The sequence below is a fragment of the Corallococcus sp. AS-1-12 genome, assembly GCF_020036995.1.
In the GTDB taxonomy this organism is placed as follows: Bacteria; Myxococcota; Myxococcia; order Myxococcales; family Myxococcaceae; genus Corallococcus.
The window spans coordinates 40713-60862 of record NZ_JAIQDD010000028.1 but is presented as its reverse complement, the minus strand read 5'-3'; the positions used below and the strand labels follow the sequence as shown (position 1 = coordinate 60862).

The following is a 20150-nucleotide window of genomic DNA, read 5'->3' as shown; positions in this document are numbered from 1 at the left end:
CCCGCGCGCCGTCTGGCCCGGGATTGTGCGACGGCTGTCATGCAGCCAGCGATTCACTGCCCGCCGGGCTGCCGCCGGCGGCGCACCAGCGCGGCCAGCTCCGTCCCGATGTCGTCCAGCGCCAGCACCCGGCTCACCGCCCCGGTGGCGATGGCCTCCTTGGGCATGCCGTACACCACCGCCGTGTCCTCGGACTCGGCCCACGTCTCGCCGCCCTCGCGGCGGACCGCGCGCACGCCTTGCGCCCCGTCCGCCCCCATCCCCGTCAGCACCACCGCCACCGCGCGCGGGCCCAGCACCTCCGCCGCGCTCTCGAAGAGGCGGTCCACCGACGGTGCGTACTTGTCCGCGGGAACCGGTGACGGCGTGCGCAGCTCCAGGCGCCCGGTCCGGTCCGACAGCAGCAGGTGCCGCCCTCCCGGCGCGATGTAGACGTGGCCCGGCTTCACCACGTCGCCCTCGCACGCCTCCGTCACCGTGAACGGGCCGATGCGGTCCAGGCGCTCCGCGAAGGCCTTGGTGAACTGCGAGGGCATGTGCTGGCCCACGAGCACGCTGACGGTCGGCTCGGTGGCCAGTCCCTCCAAGAGCCGCTGCACCGCGGGGGGCCCGCCCGTGGACGCGCCCACGGCGATGACCTGCGGCACCTCCCCGGACAGCACGGCGCCGCGCGGCGCGGCCCCGTGGCGTCCCCCGGACCTCGCGTGGCGCGCCGCGAGCACCTTGTCGAGCAGCTCCCGGCGCAGGTGCTCCAGCGCCGCGGGCGTTGCCTGGACCGGCTTGGCGATGAAGTCGACCGCGCCCAGTTCCAGCGCCTTGTCGACGTCCGAGCGGTGCGAATAGCTGGAGATGACGATGACGGGCGTGGGCGCCGCGCGCATGAGCAGGCGCAGGAAGGTGTGGCCGCCCAGCCGGGGCATCTCCAGGTCCACCGTCACCACGTCGGGCTTCAGGTCCAGGACCTTCTTGAGCCCCTCCTCGCCGTCCTGGGCCCAGTCCAGCACCATCACCTCCGCGGAGGACTCCAGGAGCGTGGTGAGCGTGCGGCGGTTGGTGGCCGAGTCGTCGATGATGAGCACCGTGAGCGGGCGTCCCATCAGCGGCCCTCCCCGCCCGGGAGCTCGGGCCGGCGGTAGACGAGGTCGCCCTTCAGGTGCACCAGCTCGAAGTCCGCGCCCAGGCTGAGCAGGTTCTCCGCGTGGCCCAGGAGCAGGTAGCCCCCGGGGCAGAGCCGGTCGCGGATGACGCCGAGCACGCGGCGGCGCGCGGCCAGGTCGAAGTAGATCATCACGTTGCGGCAGAAGACGACATCCGAGCGCGGCACCAACTGGCTGCCCGCCACGTCCGAGAGGTTGTGGTGACCGAAGCTCACCCACGCCTTCACGTCGTCGCGCACGCGGACGCGGTTCACCCCCGCGGGCAAGAAGTAGCGCTCCAGCAGGTCCGGCGGCGTCGCGCGCAGGGCGCTGGGGCCGTACTCGGCGCGGCGGGCCAGGGCCAGCACGCGGCGCGACAGGTCCGTGCCCAGGACCTCCACGTCCCAGTCGTCGAAGCGGCCGCTCTCCTTGAGGAGCATGGCCAGCGTGTACGCCTCCTCGCCGGAGGAGCACCCCGCGGACCACAGCCGCAGCCTCCGCGTGTGCGCGTTGCGCTTCTCCAGGATGGGGAGCAGCTCCTCGCGGAAGGCCTTGAGCTGCGCGGGTTCGCGGAAGAAGTACGTCTCGTGCGTGGTGAGCGACTCCACCGCCGCTTCCAGCTCCGCGCTGCGCTGGGCGTCGTAGCGCAGGTAGCGGTGATAGGAGCCGAAGTCCTGGATGCCCAGCGCTTCCAGCCGGGGCCACAGCCGGCGCTCCATCACGAACTTCATGTTCTCGTGGATGAGGATTCCGCAGTGCGCGTAGACGTGGTCGCGCAGCAGCCGGAACTCCTCCAGCGTCATCTCCGGGCGGCCCTCGTCGAAGCGTGGCATCCGAGTCCTCCCCTCAACGCCCCGACAACCGGTCGACCGCTTCCGCCAGCGCCACCCGGGCCAGCGCGTCCTGCTCCACCGACATCGCCTGCTGGAGCGCGGGCAGGCACTCCGGCCGCCCCAGTCCGCCCAGCACGCGCGCCGCGGCCGCCCGCACGTCCCAGCGGGGGTGGCCCAACAGAGACACCGCCAGCGCCGCCCCGTCCGCCGAGGCCTCCGCCGCCCCCAGCGCCGCCAACGCCGCCTTCACCACCTCCGCGTCGTGATGGCTGAGCGCGTCCCACAGCACGCCCGCGCCCACCGTCCCCAGCTTCGTCAGCGCGCGCACCGCCAGCATCGCGAGCGCGCCATCGCCGTGGCGCACCAGGGCCTCCAGGTCTTGCGAGCGCTCCTTCGCGCCGGCCGCGCCCACGGCCTCCACCGCGGCCACGCGCACGCCGCGGTCCTCGTCCTTCAGCGCGAGCCCCAGGAACGCCGCGGCCTCCCTGCCGCCCTGCTGCCCCAGGGAGCGCACCGCGGCGATGCGCACCCGGGGGGACTCGTCCGCCAGCGCGCCGCGCGCCAGCTCCAGGCCGGCCTCGCCGTCCGCCCGGCCCGCCGCCTCCACCGCCGCCGCGCGCCAGGCAGCGTCTTCATCACGGGCGATCCGCCGCAGCACGGGCAGCACCCGCGCGCCGCCCAGCCGGCCCAGCACCGCCACCGCCGCGGGGGTCGTGCGCTGCTCCACCGCTGACTCCAGCGCGGCCAGCGCGGCCAGCGGGTGCGCCACGGTCAACTGCTCCAGCGCGCGCGCCGCCATGCCCGACAGCGCGGGGTCGGCGAGCAGTTCCACCAGCGGCGCCACGGCGTCCGGCGAGCGCGTGCGCCCCAGCGCGCGCACCACCACCGCGCGCAGGTCGTCCTCCGCCCACTCCAGGAGCGCGCACAGCTCCGGCACCGACGTCGAGTCCACCAGCAGCACCAGCGCCTCGGCCGCCACCGTGCGCGCGGGCAATGACAGCGTGCCCATGCTGCCGAGCAGTTGGCGCCGGCCCTCCGGCCCCAGTTGGCCCAGCGTGACGAGCACCTCGCGCAGCAGCCGGTCCTCGCGCGCCACCTCCGCCACCGCCACCGCGAGCGAAGCCTCGCCCAGCGCTCCGGCCGCCACCAGCGCGCCGGCCCGCACCTGGACGTCGTCGCCGTCCAGCGCCTGTGCCACGTGCGCCGTCACGTCCGGGATGCCGCTCAGCACCTCGCGCGCCACCGCATCCAGCTCGCCGCGCTCGTAAGGGCCCAGCGCCGAAGCCTGCGTCCCCAGCGCGACGAGCGCCGCCTCGCGCACCGAGCGCACCGGCGACGCCAGGGCCCGGCAGATGCGCTCCGTGGCGACGCCCGGAGCGTACAGGCCCAGCAGGCGCAGGGCGCTGCGCTGCACGCCCGGCTCCTCCACCAGCGCCATCACCCGCTCCAGCGGAGGCGCGCGCTTCAGTGACGCGAGCCCCTCCAGCGCGGCCAGCCGCACCAGGGGCGTGGGCGTGTCCAGCAGGCCTTCCAGCGCCCTCGCGGCGGCGTCCCCGCCCATCCGGCCCAGCGCCTCCGCGGCCGCCACGCGCACGTTGAGGTCGTCATCGGAGAGCGCGCGCAGGAGCGCGTCCTCCACCTCCGGGCGGCCCAGTTGGCCCAGGATGTCCGCCGCCAGCTTGCGTTGATCCGGGTCCTCGTGCTCCAGCAGCCGCACCAGCGGCGGTATCGCCACCGGCCCCATGCCGGCCAGCGCCTCGGCCGCCGCGTTGCGCGCGCCCGTCTCGCCGCGCTCGCCCAGGACGGAAATGAGCCGCGCGGTGACGCCCGGCGCATCCGGCACGTGGCGCAGTCCCGCCGCCGCCGCGTGGCGCACGCGCCAGCTCTCGTCGTGCAGGCCGGTGGTGAAGGTCTCCAGGGCGCCGGGAGCGCGTGGGTCCACCGCCTGCAGCGCCCGGTAACGCGCCTCCTCCTGCCCCGCGGGGGACCGCACCGTGTCGCTCATCGCCGTCCTCCTTCGGGGCTCGTGTTCCTCGGGATGCCCGCATCCTGCTCGAACCCGCTGGAGGAGTCGCGTCCCACGAGGCCCGTCAGGTGTCCCGCCGCGCCGCTCCCGCGCCGGAGGGCAGCCCGGCGCCAAGGCGTAACGTTCACCTTCGCACCCTTCGCTTCCCAGCGGGAACAAGGAGCGAGGCCGCCGCTCATCCCACCTGGGCCTCCAGGTCCCAGCCCTCCTGGCCGAAGTCCCAGGGGGAATGGACGCCCGGCACCGTTCCCAGCGGGAAGCCGGGCAGCGCTCAGCCCGGGGACGGCGGGCGGGAGTCGCGCTCCAGCTCCGCGCGCAGGAGCGCCTTCAAGTCCAGCAGCAGCCGCAGCCGCTCCGGCGGTCCGCACACGCCCACCACGAACGGCGTGCGGCCCCCGGCCATGAGCGCGGGCGCGGGCTTGATGTCAGCGCGGCGCACGCGCAGCACCTCCGCCACTCGGTCCACCCGCGCCACCACGCGCCGCGTCCCCAGCCGGCACACGAGCAGCCGCGTGCGCCGCGTCTCCTGCGAGGGCTCCCCCAGCAGGCGCCGCCGCAGGTCCACCACGGGCAGCATCGCGCCGCGCAGGTGCAGCACGCCCTCCACGAAGGCGGGCGCGTGCGGGATGGGAATCACGCGCTGGGGCGGGAGGATCTCCTCCACGCGCATGATGTCCAGGACGTACTCCTCGTTGCCCACGAAGAAGGCGCACAACTGCACCTCCGCCTCGGCCGCGGGCGTCTCGGAGGTCCGCTCGCCGCGCGGGCGGCGGACCAGCAGGTTCACGGAGTCCGTCATGGGGCGAGCGCCTGCTCCGGATCCAACAGGATGTAGAGCTGCGAGCCCTTGCGCCCCAGCCCCGCCACGCAGTCCCGGTCTCCGCGCAGCCCCGCGGGAGACAGCTCCACCATGGACGGCTTGAGCCGCACCACCCCCGCCACCGAGTCCACCCACACGCCCGCGGGCCCGTCCGCCGTCTTGAGCACCAGGATGCGCGCGGCCCGGGGCGGCAGGCCCGCGGCCCCGCCACCACCGGCGGCGCGTCCGCCAGCCGCAGCCGCAGCTTCACGTCGTAGACGGGCAGCAGCTCCCCGCGCAGGTTCATCACGCCCAGGAGCTGCGGCTCCGCGCGCGGAATCTCCGTGAGCAGCGGCACCTTGCAGATCTCCCTCACCGCGAGGATGGGCACCGCGTAGCACTCCGCCTCCAGGCGGAAGGCCAGGTACTCGACGGGCTCCTCCTCCGGGATCGGCTGCGCCAGGTCGTCGCTGCCCGCGGCGAAGTCCAGCAGGCCGCCGACGTCCTCGTCCGGGCGGTAGAAGAACGCGTCGAGCAGGGCTTCGAAACGGGACACGCCCGGGAGGATAGCAGCCCCCGGCAGGGACGCCTCAAGCGCGGCGGCGCTCGTGCGCGATGCCCTCTTCCAGGAGTTCCGCGACATCCAGCACCAGGACGGTGCGGCGGTTGCCCAGGTCGGTGGCGCCGGAGATGCCCTTCACGCGGCTCAGCCGGCCGCCCAGGGGCTTGGTGACGATGTCCTGCTGGCCGAACAGCTCGTCCACCGCGATGCCCAGCCGCTGCTGCGCCAGGCCCACCACGACGACGAAGTGGCGGTTCACCTCGCGCTCCGGCAGGTGGAACAGGCGCCCCAGCCGCAGGAAGGGCAGCGTCTGGCCGCGCAGGTCCAACACCTCGCGCCGCTCCACGGTGCGGATGTCGCGCGGCTGCACGGAGAGGATTTCGAGCACGCTGTTGAGCGGCACCGCGTAGGTGCGGCCGCTGACGCCCACCACCAGCGCGCGCACGATGGCCAGCGTCACCGGCAGCGTCAGGTGGAAGGCCGTGCCCTTCCCGCGCTCGCTCCACACGTCGATGATGCCGGAGAGGTTGCCCAGGTTGTTCTTCACCACGTCCAGGCCCACGCCTCTTCCAGAGAGCGAGCTGACGCTGGAGCGGGTGGAGAAGCCCGGCAGGAAGATGAGGTTGAGCAGCTCGCGCCGCGTCATCTCACTGACCTGCGACGGGGTGACGAGCCCGCGCGACAGCGCCACCTCGCGCACGCGCACCTCGTCGATGCCCGAGCCGTCATCGGACACGCTGATGACGACGTGGTTGCCCTTCTGCTCCGCGCGCAGCCGGACCGTCGCGCGCCGGGGCTTGCCCGCGGACAGCCGCGACTCCGGGCCCTCCGCGCCATGGTCGATGGCGTTGCGGATGAGGTGCATCAGCGGGTCGCTGAGCTCCTCCACGATGAGCTTGTCCAGCTCCACCTCGCCGCCGGAGCTGACGAAGTCGATCTCCTTGCCGGCCTCGCGGGCAATCTTCCGCACCAGCCGCGCCAGCTTGTCGAAGACCTGGCCCACCGGGACCATGCGCGCTTCGAGCAGCCCCTCCTGGAGCGCCTCCAGCTTGCGCTCCAACTGGCGCGTCTCCCGCGACAGCTCCTGACCGAAGAGCTTGGACAGCGCGACGGTGCCGTCCTGCCGGGACGTCTCCGCCAGCCGCTGGAGGTTGGCCTTGATGAGCAGGAGCTCGCCCACCATGTTGATGAGCCCGTCCAGCCGCCCGATGTCCACGCGCACCGTCTGCGTGAGCGAGCGCATGGACGTCTCTTCCGCCTTGGGACGGCCCGCGGGGATGGGCGCGGACGCGGCGGCCTGGAGCCCCACCACCGTGGCCGGAGGCGCCACCGCCCGAATGCGCGGAGCGCCCGGCCCCGGATGCGCGGGCACGGTCGCGAGGCTCGTGGTCTCCACCTCCGCCTCGGCGTCCTCGTCGGCCCCGTCCTCGTCCACGTCTACGTCCGGAGGCAGGACCTCGGCGTCCTCGCGCGGCGGGGGAACGCCGGACGAGGGCCCCGCCGAGCCCGCTTCCGGCGGCCGGACGGACAGCGGCGCCAGCTCCGCGGGCGTGCCCCTCAGGCCGTCCTCCAGCGCCCGGGCGTCCACCTTCGCGCCGAAGATGAGGTCGAACGCGATGCCGTTGGCGCCGCCCGGCCGCGACGAGGGCAGCGTGCTGATGACCTCGCCCAGGGGCTTGAGGCGCGCGTTCAGGTCCGCCAGCCCCTGGTCGAAGTCCGTGAGGTCGAACGCCGCGCGCACGCGCCACAGCGCCACGCCGCGCCGCACGTTCTCGCGCAGCCGGTGCTCTTCGTACTCGGTGAAGACGGCGCGCACCGTCGCGTCCAGCTCCAGCCGCTCCAGCGGATCCTCTTCCACGGCGGGCGGGGGTGAACCCAGCCGCGCCATGCGGTCCTCCATGTCGCGGGTGCGCTGGGTGAGCTCCTGTCCCTCCTCGCTCCGGGACGCCTCCCCGAGCAGCGCCTGGAACGTGTCCAGCGCGTCCACCAGCGTGTCCAGGACCTGGTCGTCCAGCGTCAGCCGGCCCAGCCGCAGCCGGTCCAGCAGGTCCTCCGCCGCGTGCGCCAGGTGGCTGATGCGCTCCTGGCCGAAGAGGCCCGACAGGCCTTTGAGCGAGTGCGCCGCGCGGAAGATGCCGTTGATGTGCTCGGGGTCCGCCTCCTGGCCGCGCGCCTCGTCCAGGGCCAGCAGGTCGCGGCCCAGCGCATCCAGGATTTCGGTGGCCTCGGCGACGAACTCCGCCAGCGCCTTGCCTCCGGGCGTCACAGCGGCTTCAGGAAGCGCCGCAGGAGCGCCTCCAGGTCCTCCGGCTGGAACGGCTTCACCAGGTAGCCGGCGGCGCCCAGCGCCATGCCCCGCGAGCGGTCCTGCTCACGCCCCTCGGTGGTGACGATGATGAGCGGCACGTCCCGGTAGTTGGGGTTCTTCTTGACGAAGTTGATGAGCTCCAGCCCGTTGATGTCGGGCATGTTGATGTCGGTGATGATGAGGTCGAAGCGCTGGCGCGGCAGCAGCTTCAGCGCCTCGAAGCCGCTGGCCGTGGTGACGGCCTCCACGCCCTCCACGGCCTCCACGGTCGCGGCGATGTGCTCGCGCGACACCTTGGAGTCCTCGACGATCAACACCTTGAACTTCATCGCGCGCGCCTCAAGGGCCGGATGCTAGCAGAACCCCCGCCTGGTCGCTGTGCGTCAGCCCTTCCGGGATGACAGCGACCCGACAAGGCCCTTGTCCGCGAGGAGGGACACCCGTCCCCCCTTGAACGCGGGCAGGAACTGCCGCTGGTACGCCTCCGCGCGGGCGGAGTCGCTCAGGGAAGCCCCCTGGGGGACCTCCAAGGCCACCGACTCCACCTTCGCGCGGCTCAGCACCTTGGCCGCGCCCGCCAGCGCCTCGCCCAGCGCGGACGCGTCCAGGCGCTTCCGGGAGCCCAGCCCCACCACGAAGATGCGCGGCACGGACAGCTTCCCGTCCGACGGCAACAGGAGCCAGTCGTCCTTCACGCCGGTGAAGAACCCACCCTGGAGCACGCGCGACAGGGCGCCGCACAGCCGCCAGTCCACGTAGCCGGCGGAGGACGGCAGGGGGCGGTCGTCCTCGGCCACGAAGAGGCAGAGGGCGTCCACCCCGTTCAGCGCGTCCAGGCCCTCCAGGCCCACGTCCAGGGTCTGCGTCTGGCTCACGGCTTCCCGAGCGCCACCGCGACGCGGTCCAGCAGGCCGTTGACGAAGGCGCTCGACTCCTCGGTGCCGAAGTTCTTCCCCAGCTCCACGGCCTCGTTGATGGTCACCTTGCGGGGGATGTCCGGGCGGTACTTCAGCTCGAAGATGCCCAGCCGCAGGACGTTGCGGTCGATGCGGGACATGCGGTCCAGGCGCCAGTTGTGGCTGTGGCGCTCGATGAGCCCGTCAATCTCCTCGCGGTGGGCCTCCACGCCCTCCACGAGCTCCTTGGCGAACTTCACCGCGTCCGGCTCCGGGTTGCCGTCCTCCGCGGAGGCGGCCCACGCGGAGTCCAGCGCCTCCCGCGTGGTGGCGCCCTGGTCCATCTCCAACTTGTAGAGCGCCTGCAGCGCCCGCTCTCGTGCCGTTCTGCGCGCGCCCATCGCGGTTAGCCCTTTCGCTCCGCGCCGGACATGCGCGCGAAGAGGTTGACCATCTCGATGCAGGCCAGCGCGGCCTCCGCGCCCTTGTTGCCCGCCTTCACGCCCGCCCGGTCGATGGCCTGCTCCACGGTATCGCACGTGAGGACGCCGAACGTCACCGACGCCGGCTTCGGGCCGGCGGCCGCGCTGAATGCCACCGAACCAATGCCCTTGGCGCACTCGCCCGCCACGTAGTCGAAGTGGGGGGTGCCGCCGCGAATCACGGCGCCCAGGACGATGATGCCCCCGTACTGGCCCCCCTCCGACACGCGGCGGGTGAGGCCGGGCAGCTCATAGGTGCCGGGGCAGCGGTACACGTCGATGGCGTCGTCCTTCACGCCATGGCGCACCAGGGTGTCCACGGCGCCCTTCAAGAGCTCCTCCGTGATGAAGCTGTTGAACCGGGACACGCAGATGGCGAACCGGCCCTGGGGGGGGAGGAAATCCCCTTCGAAATAGCGAGGCATGGCGCGCTCCTTACACCACCCGAGCCCCTACCCGCGAGGGCTGAAACCCGCCGCCCGCACCACCGCCTCCGTCAGCCCCGCCCCCGGGGTGGCGGCCTCCGGGGCGCCCCGGAGGGCGTACAGCCGGGCCACGTACTTGCCAATGAGGTCGCCCTCCAGGTTCACCTTCGCCCCCGGGCCCTTGCCGTGCAGGGTGGTGCGCGCCTGGGTCTCCGGAATCAACTGCACCCGGAAGGTGCCGGCGTCCACCGCGTTCACCGTGAGGCTGATGCCGTCGATGGTGACGGAGCCCTTTTCGATGAAGCAGGGCGCCAGTTCCGGGGGCAGCCGGAACACCATCACCCACGAGCCCCCTTCCGCGAACGTCTCCAGCACTTCACTGACGGCGTCCACGTGGCCCGACACCAGGTGGCCGCCCAGCCGGTCCCCCAGGGCGAGCGCCCGCTCCAGGTTCACCCGGTCGCCCGCCCTGCGGTCCCCCAGGGTGGTGCGCCGCAGCGTCTCCGGGGCCGCCTGCACGCGGAAGGTGTCCCCCCCCTTCTCCACGACGGTGAGGCAGGCGCCGTCCACGGCGATGGATTCCCCCAGGGCGAAGGCCTCCGCGCCCAGCGAGGTGCGAATCCAGTAGTCGGTCATCGCGCCAGAGGCGACGCGGGTGATGGTGCCAGTGTCCTGGATGAGGCCGGTGAACATGGCCGGAACCTTAACGGATGCCCTGCCCGGGCGCTGGCCTTCAGAGCAGGGCGCGCAGCAGGACGTCGTCCCCCACCTTCTCCATCGTCAGGTCCTTCACGGCCAGGGCCTGGGCCATGTCCTTCACGCCCAGCTCCCCCGTCCACGTCAGGCCCCCGGCCCCCACCAGCTTGGGAGCGAGGAACAGGGCGAGCGCATCCGCCAGGTGCTCGCGGAGCAGCGTGCCGTACAGGCCCGCGCCGCCCTCCACGAGCACGTGGTTGAGCCCCTCCTTCTTCACGCGCTTGAGCACGGCCTTCAGGTCCACGCGGTCCTGCTTCGCGCGCACGTTCCACACCTCCACGCCCTGGGCCAGGAAGCGCCGGGCGCGCCGGCCCTCCGGATCCTCCAGCGTGGCGATGACGGTGCGCGCGGGGCTGCGCTGCGTGAAGACGGTGTGGCCCGGGGACAGCTTGAGGTGCGAGTCCACCACCACGCGCACCGGGTCCTTGCCCCCGCCGCCGGGCAGCCGCGTGGTGAGCCGCGGGTCATCCATGCGCACGGTGTTGGCGCCCACGAGGATGGCGTCCACCTGGTCGCGCAGCCGGTGCACCCACGCGCGTGAAGCCTCGCCCGTCACCCACTTCGAGTCGCCGGAGGGCGCGGCGATCTTCCCGTCCAGCGTCACCGCGGCCTTGAGCGTCACCCACGGCAGGCCCGTGCGCATCATCTTGAAGAAGGGCCGGTTGAGCGCGTCCGCCTCGTCCTTGAGGACGTGCGTCACCACCGACACGCCGCCGCGCTTGAGCCGGTTGAGCCCCTTGCCGCTGACCAGCGGGTTGGGGTCGGACGACGCGCTGAACACGCGCCGCACGCCGGCCTCCAGCACCGCCAGGCTGCACGGCGGGGTGCGCCCGTAGTGGTCGCACGGCTCCAGCGTCGTGTAGAGGTCCGCGCCGCGCGCCTTGGAGCCCGCGGCCTCCAGCGCGACGACCTCCGCGTGCGCCGTGCCGGCCTTCTTGTGGTGGCCGCGCGCGATGATGCGCCCGCCCTTCACCAGCACCGCGCCCACGACGGGGTTGGGGCTGGTGCGGCCCAGGCCCTTGGCGGCCTCCTCCAGGGCGATGCGCATGAAGAACTCGGCCACCGCGTGGTCGAAGTCCGCCGCGCGCTTGGAGCGGGGCGTCTTCACCGCCTGCAACCGTGACCGCGTGAGCAAGCGCATACCGCCCTTCCTAACCGTCCTTGGGCGGAGTCACAGGCGGCTTCGCCTTGCGCTCACGCTCCTGGTCCTCGAGCAGGTCCTTCAGCTCGTGCATGAACTCGGAGATGTCCCGGAAGCTGCGGTACACGGACGCGAAGCGCACGTAGGCCACCTCGTCCAGTTGCTGTAACCGCCGCATCACGTGCTCGCCAATGGATGAGGAGGGGACCTCCTTCTCCCCCATCCCCTGGAGCAGCCGCTCGATGTCCTCCACCGTCGCCTCCAACTGCGCGGCGGACACCGGGCGCTTCTCACACGCCTTCTTCAGGCCGTTGAGCATCTTCTCGCGGTCGAAGGCCTCGCGGCGCCCGTCCTTCTTCACGATGAGCGGGTAGAGCTCCTCCACCCGCTCGTACGTGGTGAAGCGGCGCTTGCAGGCCAGGCACTCGCGGCGCCGCCGGATGACGGAGCCCTCGTGCGACTCTCGCGAGTCGATGACCTTGTTCTCCGGGTCCTGACAGAAGGGGCAGCGCACGGGCTTCGGTTACTTCAGCCGCGAGGCGTACAGCGGGAAGCCCTGCGCCAGCTCCTTCACCTGCCCCTTCACCCGCGCCAGCGCCGCGTCGTCCTGCGCGGCGTCCAGCGCCTGGCCGATGAGCCGGCCCACCACCGCCATCTCCGCCTCGCGCATGCCGCGCGTGGTGATGGCCGGGGTGCCCACCCGGACGCCGGAGGTCGTCGTGGGCTTCTCCGGGTCGAAGGGGATCATGTTCTTGTTGACGGTGATGCCCGCCTTGCCCAGCACGTCCTCGGCCACCTTGCCGGTGAGCTTCTTGGCGCGCAGGTCCACCAGCATCAGGTGGTTGTCCGTGCCGCCCGAGCACAGCCGCAGGCCCGCGGACTTCAGCGCCTCCGCCAGCGCCTGCGCGTTGGCCACAATCTGCTTCTGGTACGTCTTGAACTCCGGCGACAGCGCCTCCTTGAAGGCCACCGCCTTGCCCGCGATGGCGTGCATCAGCGGGCCGCCCTGGATGCCGGGGAAGATCTGGCTGTTGATGGTCTTCGCGTAGGCCTCACGCGACAGCACCATGCCGCCACGCGGGCCGCGCAGCGTCTTGTGCGTGGTGGTGGTGACGATCTCCGCGAAGGGCACGGGAGACGGGTGCACGCCCGCGGCCACCAGGCCCGCGATGTGGGCCATGTCCACCAGCATGGCGGCGCCCACCTTGTCGGCGATCTCCCGGAACTTCGCGAAGTCGAGCGTGCGCGGGTACGCGCTCGCGCCCACCACCAGCACCTTGGGCTTGTGCTCCAGGGCCAGGGACTCCACCTGCGCGAAGTCGATGGTCTCCGTGTCGCGGGACAGGCCGTAGTGGACGACCTTGTAGAGCTTGCCGGAGAAGTTGAACGCCGCGCCGTGGGTGAGGTGGCCGCCGGAGTTGAGGTCCAGGGACAGCATGGTGTCGCCCGGCTTCATCAGGGCCATGAAGGCGCCCATGTTCGCCTGGCTGCCGGAGTGCGCCTGCACGTTCACCGCGTCCGCGCCGAACAGCTCCTTCGCGCGCGCGATGGCCAGGTTCTCCGCCACGTCCACCACCTCGCAGCCGCCGTAGTAGCGCTTGCCGGGGTAGCCTTCCGCGTACTTGTTGGTGAGCACGGAGCCCACCGCCTCCATCACCGCCGGGGAGACGAAGTTCTCCGAGGCGATGAGCTCCAGCCCCTCCTCCTGACGCTCCGTCTCGTGCCGGAGCACCTGGGCGATTTCAGGATCCACCTGGGACAGCGTGCGGGTGTTCTCCATGGGGGTTGCCTCCTGGCGTACGAAACGAAGGGGACTGCTTCAAGGGACGCCTGCCAGGCCTCAGCGCTGCTGGGCCTCGACGTCACGAATCTTCTGGACGCGCTTCTCGTGGCGGCCGCCCTCGAAGGCGGTGGAGAGGAAGGCCTCCAGGATGCCGCGCGCCACGCCCGCGCCCACCACGCGCTGGCCCAGGCACAACACGTTGGCGTCGTTGTGCGCGCGGGTCATCCGCGCCTCGAACTCGGTGGTGCAGAGGGCCGCCCGGATGCCCCGGTGCTTGTTGGCCACGATGCTCATTCCAATGCCGGTGCCGCACACCAGCACGCCCAGCGTGCCCTCCTCCGCCACCACCTGGCGCGCCACCAGGGAGGCGAAGTCCGGGTAGTCCACGGACTCGCGCGTCTGGGGGCCCAGGTCCTGGAAGTCGGTGCCGCGCTCCTTCAGGAGCGCCACCAGCTCCTGGCGCAGCTCGATGCCCGCATGGTCGGAGGCGAGGATGACTTTCACGGCCGGACTCCGTGGAGCGGGGCCCGCGCCGTGAGGGCGGGGCCAGGAAGGAGGGCCCCTGCCCGCCGCTCCCGTCATGGGAAGCAGCGGGCCGGAAGGGCGGTCAGCTAAAGCGCTTGAACACCAGCACCGCGTTGGTGCCGCCGAAGCCGAACGAGTTGCTCATCACCGCGTCGACGCGGGCGTCGCGCGCCGTGTTGGGCACGTAGTCCAGGTCGCAGTCCGGGTCCGGCGACGTCATGTTGATGGTGGGCGGCAGCACGTTCTTGGTGAGCACCTGCACGCTCACCACCGCCTCCGCGCCACCCGCCGCGCCGAGCATGTGGCCCGTCATGGACTTGGTGGACGACACCGCCAGCTTGCGCGCGTGGTCGCCGAACACGGCCTTCAGGGCCTTGGTCTCGTTGGCGTCGTTGAACGGCGTGGACGTGCCGTGGGCGTTGACGTAGCCCACCTCGTCCGGCCGCATGCCCGCGGACGCCAGCGCCAGGCGCATGCAGCGCGCCGCGCCCTCGCCCTCCGGGGCCGGCTGGGTGACGTGGTACGCGTCCGAGTTGGCGCCGTACCCCACCACCTCCGCCAGGATGTTGGCGCCGCGCTTCTTCGCGGCCTCCATCTCCTCCAGGACGACGATGCCCGCGCCCTCGCCCATCACGAAGCCGTCGCGCTCCTTGTCGAAGGGACGGCTGGCGCGCGCCGGGTCGTCGTTGCGCGTGGACAGGGCCTTCATCACGGAGAAGCCGCCCATGCCCAGGGGCGTGATGGCCGCCTCCGCGCCACCCGCGATGGCCGCGTCCGTCTCACCCAGGCGGATGGACTTCCAGGCCTCGCCGATGGCGTGCGCGCTGGTGGCGCACGCGGACACCGGGGCCCAGTTGGGGCCCTTGCAGTTGTAGCGCATGGAGATGAGCCCAGGCGCCATGTTGACGATCATCTGGATGATGAAGAAGGGCGACAGCCGGTCGAACCCCTTCTCCAGCCCCTTGCGGTGCTGCTCCTCCAGGGAGGAGATGCCGCCGATGCCGGAGCCCACGATGACCCCCACGCGCTCCGGGAGGTAGCCATGGGGCGCGTCCGGGCCGATGGGCAGGCCCGACTCCTTCACCGCCATGTCGGCCGCGGCCATCGCGTACTGGGCGAACAGGTCCATCCGGCGCACCTCGCGCCTGTCGATGAACTGCTCGGGCTGGAAGTCCTTCACCTCGCCCGCGATGCGCGCGTCGAGCTTCCCCAGGTCGAAACGGGTGATCGTGCTGATACCGGATTGACCGGCCAGCATCGCCTGCCAGTTCTTCTCGGTGCCGGTGCCCAGCGCAGAAATGATGCCGGTGCCGGTGATGACGACTCGACGGTTGGACACTGTTCTTCTCCGCTGACCGCGATGGGGCGCGGAAGCGCCGGTGAGGACGCTCCCCAGGCCCCGGACTTCCGGGTGTCGCGACTGCCTACTTCTTGTGGGTCTTCACGTAGTTCACGGCGTCGCCGACGGTCTTGATGTTCTCCGCCTCGTCGTCCGGGATCTCGACCTCGAACTCCTCTTCCATCGCCATGACCAGCTCGACGATGTCGAGGCTGTCCGCGCCCAGGTCTTCGATGAAGGACGACTCGGGCTTGATCTCATCCTCACCCACACCGAGCTGGTCGGCGATGATGGACTTGATCTTGGTTTCCACGTCGGTTGCGGTGGTGGACATACGTGCAGAACCCTCCAGCTCCAGATGGGGCCCGCCGTTTTGAGTCGCGGGCCGTCTTCAAGGCGGGCGCGGTATATCCCACGCCCGGCGGCAATCCAACCTTGGCTTACATGTACATGCCGCCGTTGACCTTCAGGACCTCGCCGGTGATGTAGGACGCCGCATCACTCGCGAGGAACACCACGGCCCCGGCGACCTCCTCCGGGTTGCCCAGGCGGCCCAGCGCGATGCCGCCCACCATCTTCTGCCGCAGCTCGTCGTCCAGGTGGGAGGTCATGTCCGTCCCGATGAACCCGGGGGACACGGCGTTGACGCGGATGCTCCGGGTGGCCAGCTCCTTGGCCACGGACTTGGTCAGGCCGATGAGCCCCGCCTTGGCCGCCGAGTAGGCCGCCTGCCCCGGGTTGCCCATCTCCCCCACGACCGAGGTGATGTTGATGATGGCGCCGGAGCGCTGCTTCATCATGGGGCGGCTGGCGGCGCGGATGAGCGCGAAGGCGCCCCGGAGGTTGGTGTCCAACTGCCGGTCCCAGTCCTCGTCCTTGACGCGCATCACCAGGCCGTCAATGGCCATGCCCGCGTTGTTCACCAGGACGTCCAGCCGGCCGTGCGCCTTGACGACGCCGTCGATGGCGCCCGCGCACGCGGCGGTGTCCGCCAGGTCGAAGCGCACGGCCTCCGCCTTCGCGCCCGCCTGCTGGAGGAGGCCCACCGTCTCCTGCGCGGCGGCCTCGTTGCCCACGTAGCTGATGACCACGGTGGACGCGCCCGCCTTCGCGAAGGCCTGCGCGCACGCCCGGCCGATGCCGCGCGAGCCGCCCGTCACCAGCACCACCTTGTCCTTGAAGCCGCTCATGCTGCCCCCAGCGCGGCGAGCACCTTCTCCAGGGTCGCGGCGTTCTCGACGTTGAACGATTCGATGTCCTTGGTGATGCGCTTGATGAGCCCGCCCAGCACCTTGCCCGGCCCCAGCTCCACCACGTGCGTGACGCCGTTCGCCTTCAGCGACTCCACGCACTCAATCCAGCGCACCGGCGCGCTCACCTGCTCCAGCAGCAGCGGCACCACGCGGGAGGCGTCCGCGTTGGGCCTGGCCTCCACGTTGCTCACCACCGGCACGGACGGCGCCTGGATGCGCACGCCCGCCAGCACCTCCGCCAGGCGCGGCTTCACGGGGTCCATCAGCGCGCAGTGGAACGGGGCGGAGACGGGCAGCGGCATCACGCGCTTGGCCCCGGCCTCCTTGCACTTCGCGCCCGCGCGCTCCACCGCGGCCGCGTGGCCCGCGATGACCGTCTGCTCGGGGGAGTTGTAGTTGGCCGGGGAGACGACCTGCCCTTCCGCCGCGGCGTCGCAGGCGGCCTTCACCGCGTCCGGGGTGAGGCCCAGGATGACGGCCATGCCGCCCGTGCCCACGGGCACCGCCTCCTGCATGAAGGTGCCGCGCGCGCGCACCGCCCGCGCCGCGTCCTGGAGGTCCATCGCGCCCGCGGCCACCAGCGCGGAGTACTCGCCCAGCGAGTGGCCCGCGACGAACGCGGGGGCAGGTCCCCGCTTCTGGAACACCGCGTGCACCGCGGCCGACACCGTGAGGATGGCCGGCTGGGTGTTGGCGGTGAGCTTCAGCGCCTCTTCCGGGCCCTCGAAGCAGGTGGTGGAGAGCTTCTCGTGCAGCGCGTCGTCCACGGCGTCGAAGACGGCCCGCGCTTCGGGGAACTGCTCGTAGAGGTCCTTGCCCATCCCCACGGCCTGACTGCCCTGCCCGGGAAACACGAACGCGACCTTCGCCATGTTGCGGTCCTTCCTTGTGTCGTCCTGCCTACCAGCGCACCACCGCGCTGCCCCACGCCATCCCCGCGCCAATGGCCATCATCGCGATGACGTCGCCGCGCTTGAGGCGGCCGGCGCGCTGCGCCTCATCCAGGGACATGGGCAGCGAGGCGGACGACGTGTTGCCGTACTTGTGCAGGTTGAGCCAGCATTTTTCCTTGGGAATCTCCAGCCGCTCCATCACGGCTTCCAGGATTCGCAGGTTCGCCTGATGGGCGATGACGTGGTCCACCTGCGTCGTGGACATCCCGTGGGCCCCCAGGGACGCCTGGGTGGATTCCACCAATGCGCGCACCGCGAAGCGGAAGACTTCCTTCCCGTTCATCTTGAGCTTGTGAAGATTTGCATCCACGTTGTCCGCGGTAACGGGGGTGCGGGAGCCCCCGGCGGGGATGCAGAGCAGGTTCGCGAGGTCGCCGTCGGTGCGCAGGTGGGTGGAGAGGATGCCGCGCGGCGCCATGGCGTCGTCCTCCGTTTCCGGGGCCGCCGCCAGCACCAGGGCGCCCGCGCCGTCCCCGAAGAGGACGCAGGTGTTGCGGTCCGTCCAGTCCACCGCGCGGGTGAGCAGGTCCGCGCCCACGACGAGCGCGCGCTTCACCTGCCCCGAGCGCACGAACTGGTCCGCCACGCTCAGCGCGTACAGCCCTCCGGCGCACGCGGCGGACACGTCGAAGGCGAAGGCGCGCTTCGCCCCCAGCTTCGCCTGCACCAGCGCGGCGCAGGACGGCATGGGCATGTCCGCGGTGACGGTGCCCACGACGATGAGGTCCAGGTCGCCGGGGGCCACGCCCGCCATCTCCAGCGCGTGGCGGGAGGCGCTCACCGCCAGGTCGCTCGTCGCCTCGTCGGGGGCGGCCTGCCTGCGCTCCTGGATGCCGGTGCGCTCGCGGATCCACGCGTCGCTCGTGTCCACCAGGCGCTCCAGGTCCTGGTTGGTCAGGACCCGCGCGGGGGCATAGGAACCGGTTCCGATGATGTGCGTGCGTGCCACGGGGCCTCCGGAGTCGTCGGAGTCCAACGCGTGGCCGGCGCGCTCTAATCGGCCCCTTCGTCCCCGTCCGCCTTCCTTCCCCGTTGGTGGGGAGGAAGCCAGGCGGCGGCGTTGGCGATGCAGCGCGTCAGTTCCTCCTGCACGCCCGCGCGCACATGCTGCAGCGCGGTGACGAGCGCGTTGTGGATGGCGCGGGGGGAGGAGCGGCCGTGCGCGACGATGCCCACTCCCTGGAGGCCCAGGAGCGGAGCGCCGCCGTACTCGGCGTAGTCCATGACGCGGCGCAGCCCCAGCAGGGTGGGCTTGAGCAACAGCGCGCCCAGCTTCTCCGGCAGGCCGCCACGCTTCTCGATGGCGGAGCGCAACAAGCCGGTGATGCCCATGCCCACGCCCTCGGACGTCTTGAGGACGATGTTGCCGGTGAAGCCGTCCGTCACGACGACCTCCACGTCGCCGGAGAACAGGTCCTTGCCCTCCACGTAGCCCACGAACTCCAGGTCCGAGCGGCGCAGCAGCGCGCTCGCGTCCCGCGTGAGCTGCGTGCCCTTGGAGTCCTCCTCGCCGTTGGAGAGCACCGCCACCCGGGGGCGCTTCACGCCCAGGCGCGTGCGCGAGTAGGCCTCGCCGAGCACGGCGAACTGGGCCAGGTGCGAGGGACGGCAGTCCACGTTGGCGCCCGCGTCCAAAAGCAGGCAGCGGCCTTCGCCCTTCAGGGCCGGGAACAGGGCCGCGATGGCCGGACGCTCCACGCCGGGGATGCGGCCGAGCGTCAACATGCCACCGGCCATCACCGCGCCGGAGTTGCCCGCCGACACGAGGGCGGACGCCTCCCCTTGCCGGACGAGCTCGAAGCCCACCCGGAGCGAGGAGTCCCGCTTGCGCCGGAACGCGGCGGTCGCGGGGTCGTCCATCTCCACCACTTCGGACGCGTGGTGGAGCTGGATGTTGGGAGGCGCGCCGGCGCGCTCCAGGACAGGGCGTACACGCGTGGCGTCCCCGACCAGCACGAGTTCGTGCCCGGGATACGCTCGCGCGAACAGCACGCCCCCGTCCACGACGGCGTCGGGGGCGTGGTCGCCACCCATCGCGTCGAGGACGAGCCGCACCGGCAGCCTTCCGCTTTCAACTACTCCGCGGCGGTCGCGATGACCTCACGGCCACCGTAGTTGCCACAGGCCGCGCAGGCGCGGTGCGGCATCACGGGCTCCTTGCACTTGGAGCACTTGATGACCTGCACGGGGGTCCGCAGGTTGTTGTTGCCGGCCCGACGACGGTCCCGGCGCATCTTCGACGTCCGCTTCTTGGGAACTCCCACGGCTCACCTCGGCATCGGACCCGTCCCCCCTCGCGACCTGCGAGGGGCATAGGGACCGTCAGTTCAGCTTGATGTTCTTCAGCGGCGACAGTCGAGGGTCCACGACCTTCGGCTCGCAGCCGCACTTCTTCTCATTGAGGTTCTGGCCGCACTGCGAGCAGAGCCCCTGGCAGTCTTCCCGACAGACCGCGCTCATCGGGAGCGCGAGCAATACCTGTTCCCGGACGATCGGATCCAGATCGATCGTCTTGCCATCGAAAACCTGCTCGTCCGTGTCGTCCAGTTCGAACGTGCCCGCGGATTCACCCTGGGTGCGTTCCTTCTTCTCCATGGACTTCTCGTCGTCGTCCTTGAAGTCGTCACCCCGGGCCAGGGACTCCGGCACCAGGTTGATGGTGAAGGACACGGGCAGGTCCAGCTTCACGTCCGTGAGGCAGCGCTTGCAGGGCGCGCCCACGTGGACGGTGAAGTCGCCCTTCAGCAGCACGCCGCCGCTGACCTTGCGCAGGTTGGCGTGGAGCGTGGACGGAGCGGTCGCCTGAAAGCCGGTGTCCTCGCCGGACCCCGGGCCTTCCAGGGCCTCCTTGAGGAGCCCGGGAGCGATGGGCTCGTCGAGCGTCAGCCCCGCTTCTTTGATTTGTTCAATCTTTACGACCATCTACAAGGCTT

Annotated in this window: 23 protein-coding genes and 1 pseudogene; all 24 read right to left on the bottom strand. The window is 71.6% G+C overall.

The window, feature by feature from the left end; all coding sequences use genetic code 11:
* Nucleotides 1-53: 53 nt before the first annotated feature.
* The 24 genes and pseudogenes from cheB to K8556_RS31550 all read right to left on the bottom strand — a co-directional run bounded on the left by cheB (nucleotide 54) and on the right by K8556_RS31550 (nucleotide 20139).
* Nucleotides 54-1097 (bottom strand): chemotaxis-specific protein-glutamate methyltransferase CheB, encoded by a 1044-nt coding sequence (gene cheB / locus K8556_RS31660; RefSeq protein WP_223743837.1) that lies wholly within the window; start codon nucleotides 1095-1097, stop codon nucleotides 54-56.
* Complete coding sequence (locus K8556_RS31655; RefSeq protein ID WP_223743836.1) at nucleotides 1097-1969, bottom strand: protein-glutamate O-methyltransferase CheR; 873 nt, start codon at nucleotides 1967-1969, stop codon at nucleotides 1097-1099. The genes cheB and K8556_RS31655 overlap by 1 nt, the downstream gene beginning before the upstream one ends.
* A 13-nt stretch (nucleotides 1970-1982) precedes the next feature.
* The gene (locus tag K8556_RS31650) at nucleotides 1983-3974 is read right to left on the bottom strand and encodes a HEAT repeat domain-containing protein (RefSeq protein WP_223743835.1); all 1992 of its coding nucleotides are present in this window, start codon (nucleotides 3972-3974) and stop codon (nucleotides 1983-1985) included.
* Nucleotides 3975-4266: 292 nt separating this feature from the next.
* The gene (locus K8556_RS31645; protein WP_223743834.1) at nucleotides 4267-4794 is read right to left on the bottom strand and encodes a chemotaxis protein CheW; all 528 of its coding nucleotides are present in this window, start codon (nucleotides 4792-4794) and stop codon (nucleotides 4267-4269) included.
* Complete coding sequence (locus K8556_RS39285) at nucleotides 4791-4982, bottom strand: chemotaxis protein CheW (RefSeq protein ID WP_370639994.1); 192 nt, start codon at nucleotides 4980-4982, stop codon at nucleotides 4791-4793. Before K8556_RS39285 ends, K8556_RS31645 begins: the two co-directional genes overlap by 4 nt.
* A 107-nt stretch (nucleotides 4983-5089) precedes the next feature.
* A pseudogene (locus K8556_RS39280) lies at nucleotides 5090-5437 on the bottom strand (chemotaxis protein CheW); the annotation flags it as partial.
* On the bottom strand, nucleotides 5385-7622 hold the full coding sequence (locus K8556_RS31635; RefSeq protein WP_223743833.1) for a chemotaxis protein CheA: 2238 nt from the start codon (nucleotides 7620-7622) through the stop codon (nucleotides 5385-5387). The gene K8556_RS31635 and the pseudogene K8556_RS39280, both read right to left, overlap by 53 nt.
* Nucleotides 7619-7993 carry a response regulator gene (locus tag K8556_RS31630; protein ID WP_120618951.1) on the bottom strand — a complete coding sequence of 125 codons (375 nt, stop codon included), beginning with the start codon at nucleotides 7991-7993 and terminating at the stop codon, nucleotides 7619-7621. Before K8556_RS31630 ends, K8556_RS31635 begins: the two co-directional genes overlap by 4 nt.
* A gap of 54 nt (nucleotides 7994-8047) precedes the next feature.
* The gene (locus K8556_RS31625) at nucleotides 8048-8539 is read right to left on the bottom strand and encodes a M17 family peptidase N-terminal domain-containing protein (protein ID WP_223743832.1); all 492 of its coding nucleotides are present in this window, start codon (nucleotides 8537-8539) and stop codon (nucleotides 8048-8050) included.
* A complete protein-coding gene (gene nusB, locus K8556_RS31620) occupies nucleotides 8536-8961 on the bottom strand; it encodes a transcription antitermination factor NusB (RefSeq protein WP_223743831.1) in 426 nt (141 codons plus the stop codon). Before nusB ends, K8556_RS31625 begins: the two co-directional genes overlap by 4 nt.
* Before the next feature lie 5 nt (nucleotides 8962-8966).
* The gene (gene ribE / locus K8556_RS31615; RefSeq protein ID WP_223743830.1) at nucleotides 8967-9467 is read right to left on the bottom strand and encodes a 6,7-dimethyl-8-ribityllumazine synthase; all 501 of its coding nucleotides are present in this window, start codon (nucleotides 9465-9467) and stop codon (nucleotides 8967-8969) included.
* A gap of 27 nt (nucleotides 9468-9494) precedes the next feature.
* The gene (locus K8556_RS31610) at nucleotides 9495-10160 is read right to left on the bottom strand and encodes a riboflavin synthase (RefSeq protein ID WP_223743829.1); all 666 of its coding nucleotides are present in this window, start codon (nucleotides 10158-10160) and stop codon (nucleotides 9495-9497) included.
* A 40-nt stretch (nucleotides 10161-10200) separates the two neighbouring features.
* Entirely contained in the window at nucleotides 10201-11364 is a 1164-nt protein-coding gene (ribD, locus tag K8556_RS31605; protein WP_223743828.1) for a bifunctional diaminohydroxyphosphoribosylaminopyrimidine deaminase/5-amino-6-(5-phosphoribosylamino)uracil reductase RibD, read from the bottom strand.
* 10 nt (nucleotides 11365-11374) lie between these two features.
* Entirely contained in the window at nucleotides 11375-11878 is a 504-nt protein-coding gene (gene nrdR / locus K8556_RS31600) for a transcriptional regulator NrdR (RefSeq protein ID WP_014395456.1), read from the bottom strand.
* Nucleotides 11879-11887: 9 nt separating this feature from the next.
* Complete coding sequence (gene glyA / locus K8556_RS31595; protein ID WP_223743827.1) at nucleotides 11888-13144, bottom strand: serine hydroxymethyltransferase; 1257 nt, start codon at nucleotides 13142-13144, stop codon at nucleotides 11888-11890.
* A gap of 60 nt (nucleotides 13145-13204) precedes the next feature.
* A complete protein-coding gene (gene rpiB, locus K8556_RS31590) occupies nucleotides 13205-13651 on the bottom strand; it encodes a ribose 5-phosphate isomerase B (protein WP_223743826.1) in 447 nt (148 codons plus the stop codon).
* 103 nt (nucleotides 13652-13754) lie between these two features.
* Entirely contained in the window at nucleotides 13755-15011 is a 1257-nt protein-coding gene (gene fabF, locus K8556_RS31585) for a beta-ketoacyl-ACP synthase II (RefSeq protein ID WP_223743825.1), read from the bottom strand.
* Between the two features lie 85 nt (nucleotides 15012-15096).
* A complete protein-coding gene (gene acpP, locus K8556_RS31580) occupies nucleotides 15097-15345 on the bottom strand; it encodes an acyl carrier protein (protein ID WP_014395452.1) in 249 nt (82 codons plus the stop codon).
* Nucleotides 15346-15451: 106 nt separating this feature from the next.
* The gene (fabG, locus tag K8556_RS31575; RefSeq protein ID WP_223743824.1) at nucleotides 15452-16201 is read right to left on the bottom strand and encodes a 3-oxoacyl-[acyl-carrier-protein] reductase; all 750 of its coding nucleotides are present in this window, start codon (nucleotides 16199-16201) and stop codon (nucleotides 15452-15454) included.
* Nucleotides 16198-17136, bottom strand: a complete 939-nt coding sequence (fabD, locus tag K8556_RS31570) for an ACP S-malonyltransferase (RefSeq protein WP_223743823.1) — start codon at nucleotides 17134-17136, stop codon at nucleotides 16198-16200. Before fabD ends, fabG begins: the two co-directional genes overlap by 4 nt.
* A 28-nt stretch (nucleotides 17137-17164) precedes the next feature.
* The gene (locus tag K8556_RS31565) at nucleotides 17165-18166 is read right to left on the bottom strand and encodes a beta-ketoacyl-ACP synthase III (protein ID WP_223743822.1); all 1002 of its coding nucleotides are present in this window, start codon (nucleotides 18164-18166) and stop codon (nucleotides 17165-17167) included.
* Nucleotides 18167-18210: 44 nt separating this feature from the next.
* Nucleotides 18211-19272, bottom strand: a complete 1062-nt coding sequence (plsX, locus tag K8556_RS31560) for a phosphate acyltransferase PlsX (RefSeq protein ID WP_223743821.1) — start codon at nucleotides 19270-19272, stop codon at nucleotides 18211-18213.
* A 20-nt stretch (nucleotides 19273-19292) separates the two neighbouring features.
* The gene (rpmF, locus tag K8556_RS31555) at nucleotides 19293-19481 is read right to left on the bottom strand and encodes a 50S ribosomal protein L32 (protein ID WP_014395447.1); all 189 of its coding nucleotides are present in this window, start codon (nucleotides 19479-19481) and stop codon (nucleotides 19293-19295) included.
* A gap of 58 nt (nucleotides 19482-19539) precedes the next feature.
* Nucleotides 19540-20139: a DUF177 domain-containing protein gene (locus tag K8556_RS31550; protein WP_223743820.1), complete on the bottom strand. Its 600-nt coding sequence runs from the start codon at nucleotides 20137-20139 to the stop codon at nucleotides 19540-19542.
* Between the last annotated feature and the right edge of the window lie 11 nt (nucleotides 20140-20150).

Bases quoted from the DNA above. Each gene is read 5' to 3' on its own strand.
- cheB (WP_223743837.1), bottom strand. From the start codon at position 1,097: ATGGGACGCCCGCTCACGGTGCTCATCATCGACGACTCGGCCACCAAC.
- K8556_RS31655 (WP_223743836.1), bottom strand. From the start codon at position 1,969: ATGCCACGCTTCGACGAGGGCCGCCCGGAGATGACGCTGGAGGAGTTC.
- K8556_RS31650 (WP_223743835.1), bottom strand. From the start codon at position 3,974: ATGAGCGACACGGTGCGGTCCCCCGCGGGGCAGGAGGAGGCGCGTTAC.
- K8556_RS31645 (WP_223743834.1), bottom strand. From the start codon at position 4,794: ATGACGGACTCCGTGAACCTGCTGGTCCGCCGCCCGCGCGGCGAGCGG.
- K8556_RS31630 (WP_120618951.1), bottom strand. From the start codon at position 7,993: ATGAAGTTCAAGGTGTTGATCGTCGAGGACTCCAAGGTGTCGCGCGAG.
- nusB (WP_223743831.1), bottom strand. From the start codon at position 8,961: ATGGGCGCGCGCAGAACGGCACGAGAGCGGGCGCTGCAGGCGCTCTAC.
- ribE (WP_223743830.1), bottom strand. From the start codon at position 9,467: ATGCCTCGCTATTTCGAAGGGGATTTCCTCCCCCCCCAGGGCCGGTTC.
- K8556_RS31610 (WP_223743829.1), bottom strand. From the start codon at position 10,160: ATGTTCACCGGCCTCATCCAGGACACTGGCACCATCACCCGCGTCGCC.
- ribD (WP_223743828.1), bottom strand. From the start codon at position 11,364: ATGCGCTTGCTCACGCGGTCACGGTTGCAGGCGGTGAAGACGCCCCGC.
- glyA (WP_223743827.1), bottom strand. From the start codon at position 13,144: ATGGAGAACACCCGCACGCTGTCCCAGGTGGATCCTGAAATCGCCCAG.
- acpP (WP_014395452.1), bottom strand. From the start codon at position 15,345: ATGTCCACCACCGCAACCGACGTGGAAACCAAGATCAAGTCCATCATC.
- fabG (WP_223743824.1), bottom strand. From the start codon at position 16,201: ATGAGCGGCTTCAAGGACAAGGTGGTGCTGGTGACGGGCGGCTCGCGC.
- fabD (WP_223743823.1), bottom strand. From the start codon at position 17,136: ATGGCGAAGGTCGCGTTCGTGTTTCCCGGGCAGGGCAGTCAGGCCGTG.
- K8556_RS31550 (WP_223743820.1), bottom strand. From the start codon at position 20,139: ATGGTCGTAAAGATTGAACAAATCAAAGAAGCGGGGCTGACGCTCGAC.